At 42.5% G+C, this 18,121-nt stretch carries 19 protein-coding genes; 17 read left to right on the plus strand and 2 right to left on the minus strand.

What is annotated here, in order from left to right; all coding sequences use genetic code 11:
* Positions 1-109: 109 nt before the first annotated feature.
* A complete protein-coding gene (locus tag KP77_RS08910; RefSeq protein ID WP_041122347.1) occupies positions 110-1,819 on the minus strand; it encodes an Rqc2 family fibronectin-binding protein in 1,710 nt (569 codons plus the stop codon).
* Positions 1,820-1,931: 112 nt separating this feature from the next.
* Here KP77_RS08910 and KP77_RS08915 point away from each other — a divergent pair, with 112 nt between their 5' ends.
* The 15 genes from KP77_RS08915 (at position 1,932) to spoVM (ending at position 15,565) form a co-directional block, all read left to right on the plus strand.
* Positions 1,932-2,801: a YicC/YloC family endoribonuclease gene (locus tag KP77_RS08915; protein ID WP_041122348.1), complete on the plus strand. Its 870-nt coding sequence runs from the start codon at positions 1,932-1,934 to the stop codon at positions 2,799-2,801.
* A gap of 25 nt (positions 2,802-2,826) precedes the next feature.
* Positions 2,827-3,090 carry an extracellular matrix/biofilm regulator RemA gene (gene remA / locus KP77_RS08920; protein WP_041122349.1) on the plus strand — a complete coding sequence of 88 codons (264 nt, stop codon included), beginning with the start codon at positions 2,827-2,829 and terminating at the stop codon, positions 3,088-3,090.
* 2 nt (positions 3,091-3,092) lie between these two features.
* Positions 3,093-3,707 carry a guanylate kinase gene (gene gmk, locus KP77_RS08925; RefSeq protein ID WP_041122350.1) on the plus strand — a complete coding sequence of 205 codons (615 nt, stop codon included), beginning with the start codon at positions 3,093-3,095 and terminating at the stop codon, positions 3,705-3,707.
* A 1-nt stretch (position 3,708) separates the two neighbouring features.
* Positions 3,709-3,936: a DNA-directed RNA polymerase subunit omega gene (gene rpoZ / locus KP77_RS08930; RefSeq protein WP_039808788.1), complete on the plus strand. Its 228-nt coding sequence runs from the start codon at positions 3,709-3,711 to the stop codon at positions 3,934-3,936.
* 117 nt (positions 3,937-4,053) lie between these two features.
* A complete protein-coding gene (coaBC, locus tag KP77_RS08935; RefSeq protein ID WP_041122351.1) occupies positions 4,054-5,271 on the plus strand; it encodes a bifunctional phosphopantothenoylcysteine decarboxylase/phosphopantothenate--cysteine ligase CoaBC in 1,218 nt (405 codons plus the stop codon).
* The gene (priA, locus tag KP77_RS08940) at positions 5,268-7,646 is read left to right on the plus strand and encodes a primosomal protein N' (protein ID WP_041122352.1); all 2,379 of its coding nucleotides are present in this window, start codon (positions 5,268-5,270) and stop codon (positions 7,644-7,646) included. The genes coaBC and priA overlap by 4 nt, the downstream gene beginning before the upstream one ends.
* Before the next feature lie 12 nt (positions 7,647-7,658).
* Complete coding sequence (gene def / locus KP77_RS08945) at positions 7,659-8,147, plus strand: peptide deformylase (RefSeq protein ID WP_041122353.1); 489 nt, start codon at positions 7,659-7,661, stop codon at positions 8,145-8,147.
* Positions 8,144-9,076 (plus strand): methionyl-tRNA formyltransferase, encoded by a 933-nt coding sequence (gene fmt, locus KP77_RS08950; RefSeq protein ID WP_041122354.1) that lies wholly within the window; start codon positions 8,144-8,146, stop codon positions 9,074-9,076. The genes def and fmt overlap by 4 nt, the downstream gene beginning before the upstream one ends.
* Positions 9,073-10,401: a 16S rRNA (cytosine(967)-C(5))-methyltransferase RsmB gene (gene rsmB, locus KP77_RS08955; RefSeq protein ID WP_041122355.1), complete on the plus strand. Its 1,329-nt coding sequence runs from the start codon at positions 9,073-9,075 to the stop codon at positions 10,399-10,401. The genes fmt and rsmB overlap by 4 nt, the downstream gene beginning before the upstream one ends.
* A gap of 24 nt (positions 10,402-10,425) precedes the next feature.
* Positions 10,426-11,181, plus strand: coding sequence for a Stp1/IreP family PP2C-type Ser/Thr phosphatase (locus tag KP77_RS08960; protein WP_041122356.1), 756 nt, complete (start codon positions 10,426-10,428; stop codon positions 11,179-11,181).
* Complete coding sequence (pknB, locus tag KP77_RS08965) at positions 11,178-13,148, plus strand: Stk1 family PASTA domain-containing Ser/Thr kinase (protein ID WP_041122357.1); 1,971 nt, start codon at positions 11,178-11,180, stop codon at positions 13,146-13,148. Before KP77_RS08960 ends, pknB begins: the two co-directional genes overlap by 4 nt.
* A 12-nt stretch (positions 13,149-13,160) precedes the next feature.
* Positions 13,161-14,042 (plus strand): ribosome small subunit-dependent GTPase A, encoded by an 882-nt coding sequence (gene rsgA, locus KP77_RS08970; protein WP_041122358.1) that lies wholly within the window; start codon positions 13,161-13,163, stop codon positions 14,040-14,042.
* A 3-nt stretch (positions 14,043-14,045) separates the two neighbouring features.
* Positions 14,046-14,699 carry a ribulose-phosphate 3-epimerase gene (rpe, locus tag KP77_RS08975; protein WP_041122359.1) on the plus strand — a complete coding sequence of 218 codons (654 nt, stop codon included), beginning with the start codon at positions 14,046-14,048 and terminating at the stop codon, positions 14,697-14,699.
* Positions 14,700-14,827: 128 nt separating this feature from the next.
* The gene (locus KP77_RS08980; RefSeq protein ID WP_041122360.1) at positions 14,828-15,463 is read left to right on the plus strand and encodes a thiamine diphosphokinase; all 636 of its coding nucleotides are present in this window, start codon (positions 14,828-14,830) and stop codon (positions 15,461-15,463) included.
* 15 nt (positions 15,464-15,478) lie between these two features.
* The gene (gene spoVM, locus KP77_RS18645; protein WP_039808808.1) at positions 15,479-15,565 is read left to right on the plus strand and encodes a stage V sporulation protein SpoVM; all 87 of its coding nucleotides are present in this window, start codon (positions 15,479-15,481) and stop codon (positions 15,563-15,565) included.
* 59 nt (positions 15,566-15,624) lie between these two features.
* Here the strand turns inward: spoVM and rpmB are convergent, their stop codons facing one another.
* On the minus strand, positions 15,625-15,813 hold the full coding sequence (gene rpmB, locus KP77_RS08985) for a 50S ribosomal protein L28 (protein WP_039808810.1): 189 nt from the start codon (positions 15,811-15,813) through the stop codon (positions 15,625-15,627).
* 236 nt (positions 15,814-16,049) lie between these two features.
* Between rpmB and KP77_RS08990 the strand changes: the two genes are divergently transcribed.
* Both KP77_RS08990 and KP77_RS08995 read left to right on the plus strand, forming a co-directional pair.
* Positions 16,050-16,412: an Asp23/Gls24 family envelope stress response protein gene (locus KP77_RS08990; protein WP_041122361.1), complete on the plus strand. Its 363-nt coding sequence runs from the start codon at positions 16,050-16,052 to the stop codon at positions 16,410-16,412.
* 15 nt (positions 16,413-16,427) lie between these two features.
* Entirely contained in the window at positions 16,428-18,101 is a 1,674-nt protein-coding gene (locus KP77_RS08995; RefSeq protein WP_041122362.1) for a DAK2 domain-containing protein, read from the plus strand.
* Positions 18,102-18,121 lie beyond the last annotated feature (20 nt).

An 18,121-nucleotide genomic window follows, 5' to 3' on the forward strand; every position in this document is an offset into this window, starting at 1 on the left:
TAATGTGCTATAAAAAAGTCTTACCACAGCTGTTGATTGGAGAGGGAGAAGACGCCCCTGCTAAAAGCGTTCTCCTAAAGCTGAGATTAACAGTCGGCTTGAGTATAACTTATTTCTTCAAACGTCTGATCAGTTCATCATCAGGTGTGACATAGACAGTTTCCTGCTGTTCATAAATCACATAACCAGGCTTTGATCCGCTTGGTTTTTTGACGTGGCGGATTTTTGTGAAATCAACCGGTACAGAACTTGAAGCCCTTGCTTTACTGAAGTAGGCCGCAATCTTTGCAGCTTCAAGGATTGTTTCTTCATCAGGCTCTTTATCCCGGATTACTACATGCGACCCCGGAATATCTTTTGTGTGCAGCCAGATTTCATCTTTTCCTGCAGCCTTATTCGTCAGGTAATCATTCTGTTTATTATTCTTCCCGACAAGAATTAAAGTCCCGCTGCTCGCAATGTATTCTTCAAGAACAGGCTTTTGAGGCTTGGATTTTTTCTTTTTCTGCTTTTTCGCTTTCATATAACCTTCTTCAGCCAGTTCTTCCCGGATCTCTTCAAGATCAGAAGGAGAGGCAGAGTCAAGCTGCTGCGTCAGCTGATCAAAATACTCAATTTCTTTTTCAGTAAGAGAAATTTGATCTTTTACAATATCAACTGCATTTTTCGCCTTTTGATATTTTGTGAAATACCACTGTGCATTTTCTGAAGGTGACTTTCTCGGATCAAGCTTAATTGTGACAGCTGGTGAATCCTCTTCGTAATAATTGAGTACTTCCACTTCTGACATCCCGCGCTCAACTGCATATATATTCGCTGTTAAAAGCTCTCCGCTTAATTGATATTTCCCTGCTTCAGCTGCCTGATCTAACGTTTTTTTCAGCTTTTTAATTTTTAACACGTTTTTATCTTTTTCATTTTTAATAAAACGTTCCAGGTCATGTCCCTGCTGTCTGACACGGTCACGTTCTGCTTTACCGAAATAATAACGGTCGAGCAGCCTGCTGATCGTAGAAAAAGATTCTGCGTGACTGTTTTTAAATTGCTCAAGTGGAAATAAATAAAAATGATCTTTGTTTTCGTGCTGAATAAATGAAGGCTTAATCTCTTGTGGGCCAGCGTTATTCAGCAGCTGTTTAAAAGCTTCATATAATCTATTTTTCTCTGTCAGTCCCGCACGTGCCAGCACTTCTTTAGCAAAAAGCGGTGATAGCCCGGCAAAGTGCTGAACAATCTGTTTATCAAGCTTGCCACTGTTCCAGTCCAGTGTTCTCAGAAATGTCTCTTCATCTACTTCAAACGGATTTAATTTATTTTGGGAAGGAGGCCATTCAAAGTCAGCACCGGGCAGAATCGTTCTGGCACGATTCACTGCAGGATTCAGGTGTTTGATGCTGTCTAAGATCATATGGCGGTCTTTATCCACTAATATAATATTTGAATGTCTGCCCATAATTTCAACGATTAATTGTTTATAGGAAATATCACCGATTTCATTGCGTCCTTTAACTTCAAAAATGATGATTCGTTCCATATCCTTTTGCGTAATCGACTCTATAATAGCACCTTCTAAATGCTTTCTCAGCAGCATACAGAACATTGGCGGTTCAGAAGGGTTTTCATAATGTTCTTCTGTCAGTTGGATTCTTGAATAGGAAGGGTGGGCAGATAAAAGCAGCTTATGATTTTTACCCTGTGCACGAATCACCATAATCAGTTCGTTCTGATACGGCTGATGAATACGGCTGATTCGTCCGCCGTTAAGATTCTCTGTTAATTCTTTCGTAATCGCTCTTGTAAATATTCCGTCAAATGACATACGGATCCCTCTTTCCAGTCTACTTATTGTTCTGTCCCATCTTATCATCTTTTTAGGTATGCTGTATGCTATAATGGAGTACATTGAAGCTAATAAGCAGGTGACTTACGATATGACAAACAGTATGACCGGATTTGGAAGAGGAACAGCAGGCAGTGATCTTCTTACTGTAACCGTGGAGATCAAATCAGTGAATCACCGGTTTCATGAATGTACGGTAAAAATGCCAAGGGTGTACGCTGAAACAGAAGACAAGATAAAAAAATGCATATCTACTTACATAAAGCGTGGTAAAGTGGATGTTTATATTTCAGTAGAAAGTGAAAAGCCAAGCAGTCATAAGCTGATCATTGACTGGCATTTACTTGATGAGTATGCACAGTTTGTAAAAGACGCTTCAAAAAGATATGGCGTCGATGAACACCTGCGTATCAGGGATCTGCTGAGACAGACAGATGCTTTTACTGCTGTTGAAGTTCAAGAGGAGCATTCTGCTGATCAAGTCATTCTCGATGCGCTCGAGGAAGCATGCAGAAAACTTTCGGATATGAGAATGAATGAAGGAAAAGAGCTTGAAAACGAATTGCGCTTTCAAGTACAATCATTAAAGCAAAAAGCAGAATACGCGATGAGTATTTCTCCAGATATTTCAAAAAAGTATAAAGAACGTCTTGAGAAAACCATGAGAGAGTATGCTAACAGCCTTGACGAGAACAGGCTGCTGACTGAAGTAGCAGTATTTGCTGAAAAAGCGGATGTAACAGAGGAGTTTACAAGACTGCTCAGTCATATCAAACAATTCGAACATGCACTGGACAAAAAAGAACCGATCGGCAGACGGCTTGATTTCATGACGCAGGAAATGCACCGTGAAATCAATACAGTCGGATCAAAAGCAGGGGATGAAAATGTGGCTGCCGCGGTGATTGATATGAAATCAATTCTTGAAAAGATCCGTGAACAGGTTCAAAATATCGAATGAGCAAATTGATTAAGGGGTGTCAAGGATGTCTATTAAGTTAATAAATATCGGGTTTGGAAACATCGTCTCTGCTAATCGTATTATTACAATCATCAGTCCGGAATCCGCACCGGTAAAAAGACTGGTTCAGGATGCGCGTGAAAGGGGCACACTGATTGATGCAACGTACGGACGGAGAACAAGAGCAGTCATGATTATGGATAGTGATCATGTCATACTGGTAGCGGTTCAGCCGGAGACTGTGGCATCCCGTTTTACAGATAAAGATGAAAGTCAGGAAGAAGGGTGAAAATGATTGAAAAAGGTGTACTGATTGTACTTTCAGGACCTTCCGGTGTAGGAAAGGGAACAGTCAGAAAAGAGTTATTCCAGGCAGAAAATACGGGGTATGAATACTCTGTTTCCATGACAACAAGACTCCCGCGGGAAGGGGAAGTCGATGGGAAAGATTATTTTTTCAAGACACGTGAAGAGTTCGAAGCACTGATTTCACAGGACAAGCTTCTCGAATATGCAGAGTACGTCGGAAATTATTACGGCACACCTGTTGATTATGTGAGAGAAACACTTGATAATGGAAAAGATGTGTTTCTTGAAATTGAAGTTGAAGGTGCCAAGCAGGTCAGGGAAAAGTTTCCTGATGGTCTCTTTATTTTCCTCGCACCTCCAAGTTTATCAGAACTTGAAAGCCGCCTTGTTACACGGGGCACTGAAAGTGATGACGTCATTAAAAGCCGCGTGGAAGCTGCAAGAAGAGAGCTTGCAATGATGAATCTTTATGATTATGTTGTTGAAAATGATCATGTACTAAATGCCTGTGAGCGGATCAACGCAATTGTTCTTGCAGAACACTTAAAAAGAGAACGCGTGGAAGCCCGCTATAAAAAAATGCTGGAGGTAGAATAATATGTTATACCCATCATCTGATGCACTCAGAAAGAATATCGATTCAAAATATTCATTAGTCAGTGTGGCTGCAAAGCGTGCACGCAACATGCAGGAAAAAGGGGATAAAGGTTCATTGGAATCTTATCACTCTGTTAAGTTTGTCGGCCAGGCACTTGAAGAAATCGCTGCAGGTCAGCTTGTCATGAAAAAGCCGCAGGAAGGCATTCTATACGAAGACGAAAAGTAATAGACAAAAAAGAAAAACAGCCCCGGCTGTTTTTCTTTTTTGTTCTGAACTGACTTCTTTAAAGAATGAAAAATGTTGTATTTTCGTTCATAATGGAAGTATCTATTTAATAGGGAGATGGCTGTATTGGTTAATAAAAATATACTCCTTTGTGTCTCAGGGGGAATTGCTGTATATAAAGCTGTTGCATTGACCAGCAAACTGAGTCAGGCAGGCTTCAATGTAAAAGTAATCATGACGGAAAGTGCAATGGAATTCGTGACACCGCTCACTTTTCAGGCCATGTCACGAAATGATGTATATACTGATACTTTTGATGAAAAAGACTCTTCAAAGATTGCGCATATTGATCTGGCCGACTGGGCGGACCTTGTCCTGATTGCACCTGCAACGGCAAACGTATTAGGCAAGCTCGCAAACGGGATCGCAGACGACATGATCACGACTACGCTGCTTGCCACGACTGCACCAGTATGGGCAGCTCCTGCGATGAATGTTCATATGTACAGTCACCCGGCAGTTCTTAAAAATATCGACGTTCTACACGAACGCGGCGTTCAATTTGTAGAACCGTCAGAAGGGTTTCTTGCCTGCGGGTATGTTGGTAAAGGCAGACTCGAAGAACCGGAGAAGATCACACAAATTATCACAGAATATTTTTCAAAAAGAAAAGAACGTCTGCTTGAAGGTAAAAAAGTGCTCATCACTGCCGGACCTACACGAGAAAAAATTGATCCGGTACGTTTTTTTACTAACCATTCAAGCGGCAAAATGGGTTATGCCATTGCCAAAAAAGCTGCTGAAGCAGGAGCTGAAGTAACGCTTATTTCGGGACCGGTTTCACTTTCATCAACTCCAGGAGTCACAACAATAAAAACTGAAACAGCTGAGGAGATGTACCAGGCAGTGATGAAGTACTTTCATGATTCAGATGTGGTGATCAAGAGTGCAGCAGTAGCTGATTACAGACCGGTTCAGACAAATGAGCAAAAAATGAAAAAGAAAGACGGTTCACTCATACTTGAATTTGAAAGAACGACGGACATTCTAAAAACGCTGGGCGAACAAAAGAAACATCAGATTCTGATTGGTTTTGCTGCAGAAACTGAACAGCTTGAAACCTATGCATTAAATAAACTGAAGTCAAAAAATGCAGATCTTATTGTAGGAAACAATATTATGACTGAAGGTGCAGGGTTCGGCACAGAAACAAATGCTGTTACTTTTTTCAGAAAAGACGGGACGGCAGCGGAGCTTCCGCTTCAGACAAAAGATCAGGTGGCAGAAGCACTGATCAGTGAAGTTCATCATCTTCTTCAGGAACGATTAACATGATTGCTTCTGTCATTGTAGATGTTCCTGCAAAGCAGATTGACCGGACTTTTGATTATCTGGTTCCTGAAAACCTGCAAGCGGTTGTCAGAAAAGGAATCAGGGTGATTGTGCCGTTTGGTCCCAGAAAGATTCAGGGGTTTATTTTATCCATAAAGGATGAAACGGCTGTAAAAAACCTGAAGCCGATAGAGGAAGTCGTTGATATCGAACCGGTTTTAAATGATGAACTGCTGTCTTTATCTGAATGGCTGACAGAGCAGACGCTGTGCTACAGAATTTCTGCATTGCAGGTGATGCTGCCTGCTGCAATGAAAGCAAAGTATAATAAATATTTTCATCTGCTTGATTCTCATGGCATTCCGGTTGAGATGAAGAGACTTTTTGAAAAAGAATCTCCCCTTACCTGGAAAACAGCAGACGCGCATCATGCGTTAAAAGATTTGCAGGAGCTGATCAGACATCGTAAAGTCGAAATGCGGTACGTCGTGAAACAGTCTGCAAATGTTAAAAAAGTAAGGATTGTAGAACTCAGTAATGAAAATATCGAGGTTTCAGGTAACGCCAAAAAGCAGTTAATGATCATAGAAGAATTAAAAAAATCAGGCGGCAAGTTGTCAGTTCCGGTGTTAAAAGAACTGACGGATGCGACCAGTGCTGTGATTAAAACGATGATCGATAAAGGCATTCTCATTGAATCTTATGATGAACAGTATAGAGATCCGTTCAATCAGCGGACATTTGATAAAACTGAGCACTTTAAACTGACTGATGATCAGCAAAAAGCTATTATGCCGATTTTGGAAAAAGTGAACAGCTTTGAGCAGCAGACCTTCTTGCTGCACGGTGTAACCGGAAGCGGGAAAACTGAGATTTATCTGCAGACGATTGACCAGGTACTGAAGCAGGATCGCCAGGCAATTATGCTGGTTCCTGAGATATCGCTTACTCCCCAGATGGTTCAGCGGTTTAAAGGAAGGTTTGGAGATCAGGTAGCTGTAATGCACAGTGGACTCTCTGTTGGAGAGAAATATGATGAATGGCGAAAAATTCACCGCGGGGAAGTCAATGTAGTCGTCGGTGCACGTTCAGCGATTTTCGCTCCATTTAAAAGGCTTGGCGTCATCATTATTGATGAAGAACATGAGATGAGTTACAAGCAGGAGGATTCCCCGCGCTATCATGCAAGGGACGTGGCGATTGAAAGGAGTAACAGGCACGGCTGTCCTGTTATTTTAGGCAGTGCTACACCATCGCTTGAAAGTTTCGCCCGGGCTAAAAAAGGTAATTACCATCTGCTCGAGCTTGAATATAGAATGAACAATCAGGATATGCCTGAAGTGAAAGTTGTGGATATGCGTGAAGAGCTCCGTGAAGGGAACAGATCCATGTTCTCAAGAGATCTGTTAGAAGAGGTTGCAAAACGGATTGAAAAGAAGGAACAGGTTGTTCTTTTTCTTAATAGAAGGGGCTACTCATCATTCATTATGTGCCGCGATTGCGGGACGGTGATGCAGTGTCCGCACTGTGAAGTTTCATTGACCTATCACCGGTCAAAAGAGAGTATGAAGTGCCATTACTGCGGACATGAAGAGTATGTACCAAATGAATGTCCTGAGTGTACGAGTGAGCATATCAGATACTTTGGCACGGGAACCCAGAAAGTTGAAGAAGAACTTTTTAAGCTTATGCCGCATGTCAGAACAATCCGGATGGATGTGGATACGACTTCGAAAAAAGGCTCCCACGAAAAACTGCTGAATGCGTTTGGCAGAGGTGAAGCTGATATTCTGCTAGGTACACAGATGATTGCCAAAGGCCTTGATTTTCCTAATATCACACTGGTTGGTGTGCTGAGTGCAGACACGATGCTGCATCTGCCTGATTTCAGAGCATCAGAAAAAACTTTTCAACTTTTAACGCAGGTCAGCGGCAGAGCAGGACGTCACGAGAAAACAGGAGAAGTCATTATTCAGACGTATACCCCTGAACACTTTTCGATAGAGCTGGCCAAATCACAACATTATGAATGGTTTTACCAAAAAGAAATGATGATGCGTAAAACTGCGCAGTACCCACCGTTTTATTATATTTCACTGATTACAATCAGTCATGAGAACGTGAATAAAGCAGCGGGTGTATGCAGTGAAATTGCTGATATTCTAAAAGCAAAACTGACAGATCAGTCCATTATACTCGGACCTGTCGCGTCACCAATTGCAAGAATTCAGGACAAATACCGTTATCAGTGCATGATTAAATATAAACAGGAACCTGAATTAAAAAGTCTGTTGAAAAAAATATTGGATCAATACAGTCATACAGGTAAAGATGCAGTAAGTATAAATATTGACGTGCAGCCTTATATGATGATGTAAATGGAGGATAATATGAAGAAACTTGAAATTGTGACACACCCTGATGAGAGACTTGAGCAGGTATGCAGCAAGGTAACTGTGTTTGATCAGTCACTGCATGATACATTGGATCAGCTTTTTGACCTGATGATGGAGCATGACGGGATTGGTATTGCAGCACCTCAGGCTGGAATTACAGAAAGAATTGCAATCGTCTATCTTGATGACGAGAGCGGGGTGATCGAGATGATCAATCCTGAAATCAAGATGATTTCAGGTGAGGAGACTGATGTGGAGGGCTGCCTCAGCTTCCCTGGTATCTTCGGTGAAGTCTCACGCACAGATCAGATTCTCCTTCAGGCGCAGGACCGCAATGGTAAAACATTTGTGATGGGAGCAGATGGTTATCTATCACGTGCGATCCAGCATGAAGCAGATCACCTTGACGGCGTATTATTTACTTCAAAAGTAACTACATTTGTAACGGAAGAAGAACTGAAAGAACAGGAGGAAGCAGAATGACTTCAGTTATTTTTATGGGGACGCCTGATTTCTCCGTCCCGGTCCTGCAAAGAATCATTGCAGATGGATATGAAGTAAAAGCAGTCGTCACGCAGCCGGACAGACCAGTAGGGAGAAAGAAAGTACTGACGCCGCCTCCTGTAAAACAGGAAGCAATGAAACACGGCCTGACTGTGATCCAGCCTGAAAAACTTTCTGGATCTGTAGAACTTGAAAAGATTATTGCACTTGAGGCAGATCTCATTATCACTGCAGCATTCGGCCAGCTGCTGCCTAAAAAACTGCTCGAGGCGCCTGTACATGGCTGTATTAATGTGCATGCTTCACTGCTTCCAGAGTTAAGAGGCGGAGCACCTATTCACCATTCAATCATCAGAGGATATAAAGAGACTGGTATTACAATTATGTATATGGCTGAAAAGCTTGATGCAGGTGATGTAATTAGTCAGAGAGCGGTGGAAATCACCGATGAAGATCATGTTGGTACACTTCATGATAAGTTAAGTGAGACTGGTGCAGAGCTGCTGTCTGAAACTCTCCCCCAGTTAATTGCAGGAGAAACAAACCGGACACCACAGGATCATGAGAAGGCTACATATGCCTGGAATATTAAGCGTGAGGAAGAGAAAATTGACTGGAACCGTCCGGGACGTGAAGTGTTCAATCAGATCAGAGGTCTTTATCCGTGGCCGGTCGCATACACCATTTTCAGGGACAAGCCGATGAAAATACAGCAGGCGAAGCTCTCAACCGGCAGCGGTGAGCCTGGTGAAATTATCAGAACAACAGACGAAGGGATCGTCTTTGCTACGGCGGATCATGAGGCTGTTCTTGTAACAGAGCTTCAGCCATCCGGTAAAAAGAAAATGGCTGCATCTGACTTCCTGAGAGGTTCTCAGGTGAAAGTCGGAGAGAAGGCACAATTATGAGTAAATTTTCTTTAAGAGAAGCAGCACTTCATATTTTGGATCAGATTGATAAAAATCAATCCTACAGCAACCTGCTGCTGAACCACGCCATTCAGAAATTTAATATCAGTAAAAAAGACACTGGTCTTTTAACAGAAATTACTTACGGTACGATTCAGCGGAAAATGACGCTTGATTACTACCTTGAACCATTTCTGAAGAAAAAAGTTGAAGGATGGGTACGCAACCTGCTGAGGCTGAGTCTTTACCAGATGATCTATCTCGACAGAGTGCCTGAGCGCGCTGCCATTCATGAAGCAGTTGAGATCGCGAAGAAAAAAGGTCATAAAGGAATTTCAGGTATGGTGAACGGCGTTCTCCGTTCTATTCAGCGTCAGGGTGTGCGGCCGCTTGATGAATTATCAGATCCTGTTATAAAGATTTCTATAGAAACAAGTCATCCTGAATGGCTTGTCAAAAGATGGGCTGAGCATTTTGGTCTCGAAAAAACAAGGGAAATGTGTGAAAGAAATCTGATAGCCCCTGTTCAGACTGCACGTGTGAATACCAGCAGAATCAGCCGGAGTGAAGTGATCGACATGCTGAAGCAGGAAGGTGTCGAGGCTTCAGAAAGCACAATTGTACCAGCAGGCATCCGCGTGAAAAAAGGAAATATCGCCCACACTGTTGCATATAAAGAAGGGTATATCAGTGTGCAGGACGAAAGCTCAATGCTTGTTGCCTATGCACTCGGGGCAGTACCTGGAGAATCAATTCTTGATATGTGTGCGGCACCGGGAGGAAAAACGACGCATATTGCCGAATCTTTAAATAACGAAGGTGAAGTTCTTGCACTTGATCTTCATGAACATAAGATCAAGCTGATAAAAGAAAATGCTGATCGTCTGAAGCTCGGAAATGTAAAAGCTGAAGCGATGGATGGCCGGAAACTGAACGAGCATTATCCTGACCGGCAATTTGACCGGGTTCTGGTTGATGCACCCTGCAGCGGTTTAGGCGTATTGAGAAGAAAACCTGATATTAAATATGCAAAAAGAGAACAGGATCTCGAATCACTTTCCCGTATTCAGCAGGAATTGCTTCACTCGGCAGTGGGCAGTCTGAAGAAAGGCGGTACACTGGTATACAGTACATGTACTGTTGATAAAGAGGAAAACGAAGGAACCGTCAATAGATTTTTAGCTGATCATCCTGAAATGGAACTTACAGTACCTTCTGGCCTGCCGGAGAGCATTGCTGCACTTGCTGAAAATAATATGCTGCAGATCTTCCCGCAGGATTTTGACGGGGATGGATTTTTTATCGCTTCATTTAAGAAGAAGTAAGCAGAAATAAAACGAGGTGGATGGATGGAAGCCGTTTTTAAAAGTGACCGTGGGAAAATACGTAAACTGAATGAAGACTCAGGTGGCATATTCAAAAACAACCATGGTGTTCTTGCTGTTGTGGCTGACGGCATGGGTGGTCATCGTGCCGGTGATGTGGCGAGCAGGATGACAGTCGAATTGATTGAAGAAAAATGGAAAAACGTGACGAATGTTCTTAGAGCCGGCGCAGCTGAAGAATGGCTGTATGAGGCGATCGAAGAAGTGAACAAAACCATTTATCATTATGCTAATCAGAACCCGGACTGTGCAGGTATGGGCACAACGCTTGTTGCTGCAATCTGCACAGAGGATTTTATTTCAATTGCCAATATCGGTGACAGCAGAGGTTACGTCATTGATGAATCCAGGGTGCTTCAAATGACTGAAGATGATTCCTTTGTCAATGCGCTTGTTCAGTCAGGTGAAATTTCAAGGGAGGATGCTGAGCATCACCCTAAGAAAAACCTTCTTTTAAAAGCGCTTGGCACAAAAGGTAAAGCTGATCCGGCAATTAAAACGATTGTGCCTGAAAATGACACTGTTGTACTGTTATGTTCTGACGGACTCTCAAACAAAGTCAGTGAAGAGGAAATTAAAGAGATACTGCTGCAGAGCGTCACGCTCGATGAAATGGCTGAAGATCTGATACAGCTTGCCAATGAACATGGCGGAGAGGATAACATCACACTCGCCGCAGTTAAAGTTTCTTTTGATGATGAGGCAGGTGAACCCTCATGATCGGCAAGAGAATTAATGGCAGATATAAAGTGATTAAAACCATTGGCAGCGGCGGGATGGCGAATGTTTATCTGGCGAGAGATATGATTCTTGACAGGGATGTAGCGGTAAAAGTGCTGCGGATGGACTTTGTCAGCGAAAGTAATATGCTGAAGCGGTTTCAGCGTGAAGCTCAGTCTGCAACAAGTCTAGCGCATCCAAATATTGTCAGTATGTATGACGTTGGTGATGAAGATGATTCTTATTATCTGGTAATGGAGTATGTGGAAGGAATGACCCTTAAGCAATATATCAGGGAACATTCACCACTGGACCTTGAAGATGCAGTAGATATTATGCTTCAGCTGACTTCAGCTATTGCACATGCCCATCATAACGGCATCATCCATAGAGATATAAAACCGCAAAACATTTTAATTGATGACCAGGGTAATATTAAAATTACTGACTTTGGTATTGCTATGGCATTAAGTGCTACAGCGATCACACAGACCAATTCAGTAATGGGAACTGTTCACTATCTATCACCTGAACAAGCGAGAGGCGGAACGGCATCCAAGAAATCTGATATTTACTCTCTTGGCATAGTGATGTATGAGCTGCTGACGGGTACACTTCCCTATGAAGGGGAAACACCAATCTCTATCGCATTGAAGCACCTCCAGAGCGATCTGCCAAGACCCTCAGAAATCGTGCAGGACCTACCGCAAAGTATCGAAAACGTAATATTAAAAGCAGCAGCTAAAGATCCGCATTACCGCTATTCAAGCGCTGATGAGATGGCTGATGATCTTAAGACGTCGCTGAATCCTGAAAGATCCGGCGAGCCGGTTTTTGCACCGGCTCCTGACCTTGAAGCTACAAGAGCGATACCGATTATAAAAGACCGAATGAATATTCCGGCTTCTGAAGACACAAAAATTCATGAACCTGAAAGTAAAAAAGAACCTGTCGCCAAGAAAAAGAAAAGAAAAAAATGGCCATGGATTACTGCACTGGTTCTTCTGCTGTTAATCAGTGGCGGTGTTATGGCTGCAATGGGCATATTTGGCCCTTCTCAGGTACAGGTTCCGGATGTAACGGGTGAAGATGTCAATGATGCTGAAGATATATTGACTGAAGCAGGTTTAACAGTGGGGGATATTATTTACGAACCTAATGAGGATATTGAAGAAGATATCGTCATAAGGACCTCGCCAAAAGCAACAAGATCACTCGATGAAGGTGAACCTGTCAACCTGACTGTCAGCAGCGGAAAAGAAACTGTTGAAGTAGATGGGTATGTGGGAAGAAACTTTAACAGCAGTGAAGACTTAATCCGTGATGCCGGATTTCGTGGTATAGACCCTGAAGAAAAATTTGATGACGCTGCAGAAGGCACAATTCTCGAACAGGACCCCGAAGAGGGAGAAGAAGTGGTTCCAGGAGACACAGTCATGAGACTAGTGATTAGTAAGGGTCCTGAACAGGCGGAAATTCCTGATCTGACAGGTTTCAGTGCTGAAGAAATTGCCGCTTATGAAGAAAGCAGCGGCATGACGGTATCTGTTACACGAGAGGAATATTCAAATGATTATGCTGCCGGTACTGTCATCTCACAAAATCCTGAAGCAGGAACAATGATAGAACCGGGCAGTAACATTAATGTAGTGACTTCTCTCGGTCCGCCACCACTGCCGGTTAACAATGTGGTTATTCCGGTCACAATTGACTATCTCGAAGCGGAAGAACAGGAGCCTCCTGAAGACGGTGAGGAACCTCCTGAATTGCCTGAGCAGGTCATTACCATCTATATTGATGATAAAAATAATAGTATTGAAGAACCTTTTGAAGAATTTACAATTACAGAAGATACAGAACGCAATATCAGGTTAACGATTGAACAGGGTAGCAGCGGATCATACCGGATTGAAAGAGACGGTGAAGTTTACCTTGAAGATACAATCACATATCAGGAAAATGACTAAAGGAGAGAGTAAATGCCTGAAGGAAAAATTATGAAAGCCCTGAGTGGTTTTTATTACGTAAAAGACCAGAGCTCAGTCATCCAGTGCAGAGGACGGGGAATATTCCGTAAAAATAAAATCACACCATTAGTCGGAGATTATGTTGAATATCAGGCAGATAATGATCAGGAAGGCTATATTCTTGATATTCATGAGAGAAAAAATGAACTTGTGAGACCGCCTATCGCGAATGTGGACCAGGCTGTCCTCGTCTTTTCTGCAGTTGAGCCTGAATTCAGTACATCCCTGCTGGACCGGTTTCTCGTATTAGTTGAAAGTCACCATATCAGACCAGTCATTTGTATTTCTAAAATTGACCTGCTCGATGTTGAGAAGCAGAAGAAAATCGAGCAGTTTGCTGATGATTACAGAAAAATTGGCTATGAAGTCATTTTGACATCAGCAAAATGGGAAGAAAGCATAACGCACCTGAAGCCGATTTTAGATGAATATGTGTCTGTATTTGCCGGTCAGTCAGGTGTAGGTAAATCCTCGATCCTGAATGCTCTTAGACCTGACCTTGACCTGAAGACAGACGAAATATCCAGTTCACTTGGCAGAGGGAAGCATACGACTCGTCACGTGGAACTGCTTGAGATCGGTAACGGGTTTGTAGCAGATACACCGGGCTTTAGTGCACTTGAATTTGCTACACTAGAGCTTGAAGATCTGCCGGGATGTTTCCCTGAAATGGTGGAAGTGTCAGAGCGCTGTAAATTCCGGGGTTGTCTTCATATGAATGAACCTAAATGCGCAGTGAAATCAGCTGTGGAGACAGACGAAATTAAATCATATCGCTATGAGCACTATCAGCAGTTTTACGAAGAAATCAAATCAAGAAAGCCGAGGTATTAGGTTATGGTTAAAATTGCACCATCTATATTATCAGCCGACTTTTCAAAGCTAGGCGATGAAGTCAGGGAAGTGGAAAAAGCAGGAGCTGACTATATCCATATCGACGTAATGGATGGTATGTTTGTGCCGAATATTACTATGGGTCCGCTTGTGGTTGAAGCAGTCAGACCAGTCACGTCACTCACTCTCGACGTACACTTAATGATCGAACAGCCGGAAAGATATGTGGAAGCTTTCGCTAAAGCGGGGGCTGATATTATCTCTGTGCACGCTGAAGCTACCAGACACCTGCACAGAACGGTTCAAATGATAAAATCAGCCGGTGTTAAAGCAGGAATTGTACTGAATCCTCATACACCTGTTGAAGCAATCAGACACGTCTTAAGTGAAGCAGATCTTGTGCTTGTTATGACGGTAAATCCAGGGTTTGGCGGACAGTCATTTATAAAAGAGACCGTTTCTAAGATTAAAGAATTAAACGAGATCCGGGCACACGAACGTTTTCATTATGAGATTGAAGTGGATGGCGGTGTAACAGACGAAACCATTTCACTATGTACAAATGCAGGCGCCGATGTTGCTGTAGCCGGTTCATTTGTATTTGGCAAAGCAGATCGCGAAGCAGCAATTAAGGCGCTGACAGACGCAGTGAAATAAAAAACTACATGGCTGGCTTAAACGGTATGAACGTTTGCAGCGAATAAAGCAGAGGCTGAGACAAAATTGTCCCAGCCTCGCATTATTTATTAACTATATATTTATTATGTAAACTAAGGGGTGGTTTTATGATTAATTTGGTAGGAGGAGGTCCGATTTATTCAGAGTGGTTTCAAACGCTTCCTAAGGATGGTCAATGGGTTGGAGTAGACAGGGGAACAGTTTTTCTGCTTGAGCATGGACTTCATGTTGATCACGCATTTGGGGATTTTGATTCTGTAAGCCCGTCAGAGAAAGAATTGATTCTGCAAAAAGTCAGCACTGTTCATGAAGAACCGCCTGAAAAAGACGCGACAGATATGGAACTTGCGCTGCAGTGGGCGTTCACACAGTACGAAGAGGTTAGAATGATAGGCGTTACAGGAGGAAGACTGGATCACTTCTTTGGGAATATTCAGCTGTTGCTCTCTGATTCAGCACTAAATCATGGTTACCCGGTTTGTATAGAGGATGAAAAAAATAAGATAACCTGCCATTTGCCGGGCAGGATGACGGTTGAAAAGAACGCGCAATTTCCTTATTTGTCATTCATCCCATTTACCCAAAGCGTTAAAGGCTTAACACTCACAGGCGTAAAATACCCGCTGTCAAACCATGAAATAACCTATGGAATGACGCTGACACTCAGTAATGAGATACTTGAGAACTTTGCTTCTATTTCGTTTTGTGAAGGCATATTAATGATGATAAGAAGCAGAGATTAGCAAGGAGGGAGTCATATGCGCTTCTATTCGATAAAATTGCCGAGAATGCTTGGAGGAATGGTTAGAGGGGTTTTAAGCCTGTTCAGAAGGAGAACTGCTTAGAATAGATCAAAAAAGGCTTGAAGATCATCATGATCTTCAAGCCTTTTTACGTTATTTTATTACACGCGTTCTACTTTGCCTGATTTCAGAGCACGAGCAGAAACCCAAACACGCTTAGGCTTACCATCAACAAGAATACGAACTTTTTGAAGGTTTGCGCCCCATGTACGCTTGTTAGCGTTCATTGCGTGGGAACGAGCGTTACCAGAACGTGTTTTACGACCTGTTACAACACATTGTTTTGCCATTCTATTCCCCTCCTAACAAATGAAGCTGAAAACATTGTTTCAATCTTTCACTTAGTCAATCACACTTTAACTAATTTATCACAAGGATCGTCATTATGCAATAAAAATTAAAATATCTATCAAGTTTTTTTGCTTTACAGGCGCAGAATGGCGATTCATGCTGTTTATCTTTCATTCACAGCTGTAGTATAGTAAAATATCTGTAGCCAAAACAGTATTAAAAGGGGGATCACTACATGTCGATTGAATTAAATACCAAATATGGTCAGATCGATATATCGAATGACGTCATTGCAATGGTAGCCGGTGGAGCTGCGATTGAATGTTACGGAATTGTCGGGATGGCGTCTAAGCATCAGGTCAGAGACGGTCTCACCGATATATTAAGACGTGAAAATTTTACCCGGGGCGTGATTGTACGTCAGGATGGCGATAAAGTGTCAATTGATATGTATATAATTGTGGGATATGGAACGAAAATTTCAGAAGTTGCTCACAACGTTCAGTCATCAGTGAAATACACACTTGATAAAACTGTTGGGCTTTCAGTAGAAGCAGTCAATATTTTTGTTCAGGGAGTCAGGGTGACGAACCTGTGATAGGAGGAAAGTTTTGTGATTAGAAAAGAGATAGACGGCCATACGTTTGCCGCGATGGTACTTCAGGGGGCAGCAAGCCTGTCAAATCATGCAGATACAGTCGATGCGCTGAACGTTTTTCCTGTACCCGATGGTGATACAGGAACAAATATGAACCTTTCCATGACTTCAGGGTCAAAGGAAGTCAAAAACAATACTGGAGATCATCTTGGGAAAGTGTCAACTGCACTTTCTAAAGGGCTTCTTATGGGGGCACGTGGAAATTCCGGTGTGATTTTATCCCAGCTTTTCAGAGGATTTGGGAAATCCGTTGAATCAAAAGCAGTATTAAATGCAAAAGAATTTGCCGAAGCACTTGATGCTGGTGTTGTGTCAGCATATAAAGCTGTAATGAAGCCTGTTGAAGGCACCATTTTGACAGTTGCAAAAGATGCAGCAAGAAAAGCAGTTGAAGCTGCAGAAACAGAAGAAGATCTAACGAAGCTGATGGAGATTACGCTTGATGAAGCGAAGGCTTCACTAAAGCGCACGCCGGATCTGCTTCCTGTATTAAAAGAAGTAGGTGTAGTGGACAGTGGCGGTCAGGGACTTGTTCATGTCTATGAAGGCTTCCTTGCAGAACTGAAGGGTGAAAAGATTTCTGACACTCCTTCTGCCCCATCAATGGACGAGCTTGTAAGTGCAGAGCATCACATCGGTGTGCAGGGCTTTATGAATACAGAGGATATCGAATTCGGTTATTGTACAGAGTTTATGGTGAAGTTTGAAGATAAAAAGCTCTCAGATAACCCTTATGATGAAATGAAGTTTCGTGAGGATCTGAGTGAACTTGGTGATTCTCTTCTGGTAATTTCAGATGACGAAGTGGCTAAAGTACATATTCATACTGAAGAGCCTGGGAAAGCACTTTCGCAGGGGCAGTTGTATGGCAGCCTGATTAATCTGAAAATCGAAAATATGCGTGAGCAGCATACCGGAATCGTTGGAGAAGGACACCGTGCAGCTGAAAAAACTGAGAAATCTGCTGAGAAACAGCCATATGCAATTATTACAGTTGCTATGGGTGAGGGAATCTCTGAGCTGTTCAAGAGTATTGGCGCTACCGGTGTGATCGAGGGCGGACAGACAATGAATCCAAGTACGGAAGATATTGTTAAAGCCATCGAAGAATCCAATGCAGACCGTGTCATTATTTTGCCGAACAATAAAAATATTATCATGGCAGCTGAGCAGGCTGCAGAAGTTGTCGAAATGGAAGCAGTCGTCATTCCGACAAAAACGGTACCGCAGGGCATGTCATCTATCCTGGCTTTTAACCCATCTGCTGAACTTGATGAGAATGCTGAAACAATGACAGATGCGCTAAAGCACGTAAAAACCGGACAGGTAACCTTTGCGGTCCGTGACACGTCAATTGACGGCGTTACAATTAAAAAGGATGATCATATGGGCATTGCAGAGAGCAAAATCGTCACATCTGGAAACAGCCGTTTCGAGACAGTTAAAAAGCTGCTTGAGCATATGATCGATGATGAGTCCGAAATTGTTACAGTGCTTTACGGTGAAGATTCACCTGAAGAAGAAGTTTCTGAAATTGAAGCATTGATCGAATCGTCATATCCTGACGTTGAAGTAGAAGTTCATAATGGCAAACAGCCGTTATATTCATATATTCTTTCTGTAGAGTAAGTTGAAAATTAAGATGAAAC

Source organism: Jeotgalibacillus alimentarius, from assembly GCF_000829445.1.
In the GTDB taxonomy this organism is placed as follows: Bacteria; Bacillota; Bacilli; order Bacillales; family Jeotgalibacillaceae; genus Jeotgalibacillus; species Jeotgalibacillus alimentarius.

Coding starts and splice junctions, on each gene's coding strand:
- KP77_RS08910 (WP_041122347.1), bottom strand. CDS start 1,819: ATGTCATTTGACGGAATATTTACAAGAGCGATTACGAAAGAATTAACA.
- KP77_RS08915 (WP_041122348.1), top strand. CDS start 1,932: ATGACAAACAGTATGACCGGATTTGGAAGAGGAACAGCAGGCAGTGAT.
- remA (WP_041122349.1), top strand. CDS start 2,827: ATGTCTATTAAGTTAATAAATATCGGGTTTGGAAACATCGTCTCTGCT.
- gmk (WP_041122350.1), top strand. CDS start 3,093: ATGATTGAAAAAGGTGTACTGATTGTACTTTCAGGACCTTCCGGTGTA.
- rpoZ (WP_039808788.1), top strand. CDS start 3,709: ATGTTATACCCATCATCTGATGCACTCAGAAAGAATATCGATTCAAAA.
- coaBC (WP_041122351.1), top strand. CDS start 4,054: ATGGCTGTATTGGTTAATAAAAATATACTCCTTTGTGTCTCAGGGGGA.
- priA (WP_041122352.1), top strand. CDS start 5,268: ATGATTGCTTCTGTCATTGTAGATGTTCCTGCAAAGCAGATTGACCGG.
- def (WP_041122353.1), top strand. CDS start 7,659: ATGAAGAAACTTGAAATTGTGACACACCCTGATGAGAGACTTGAGCAG.
- fmt (WP_041122354.1), top strand. CDS start 8,144: ATGACTTCAGTTATTTTTATGGGGACGCCTGATTTCTCCGTCCCGGTC.
- rsmB (WP_041122355.1), top strand. CDS start 9,073: ATGAGTAAATTTTCTTTAAGAGAAGCAGCACTTCATATTTTGGATCAG.
- KP77_RS08960 (WP_041122356.1), top strand. CDS start 10,426: ATGGAAGCCGTTTTTAAAAGTGACCGTGGGAAAATACGTAAACTGAAT.
- pknB (WP_041122357.1), top strand. CDS start 11,178: ATGATCGGCAAGAGAATTAATGGCAGATATAAAGTGATTAAAACCATT.
- rsgA (WP_041122358.1), top strand. CDS start 13,161: ATGCCTGAAGGAAAAATTATGAAAGCCCTGAGTGGTTTTTATTACGTA.
- rpe (WP_041122359.1), top strand. CDS start 14,046: ATGGTTAAAATTGCACCATCTATATTATCAGCCGACTTTTCAAAGCTA.
- KP77_RS08980 (WP_041122360.1), top strand. CDS start 14,828: ATGATTAATTTGGTAGGAGGAGGTCCGATTTATTCAGAGTGGTTTCAA.
- spoVM (WP_039808808.1), top strand. CDS start 15,479: ATGCGCTTCTATTCGATAAAATTGCCGAGAATGCTTGGAGGAATGGTT.
- rpmB (WP_039808810.1), bottom strand. CDS start 15,813: ATGGCAAAACAATGTGTTGTAACAGGTCGTAAAACACGTTCTGGTAAC.
- KP77_RS08990 (WP_041122361.1), top strand. CDS start 16,050: ATGTCGATTGAATTAAATACCAAATATGGTCAGATCGATATATCGAAT.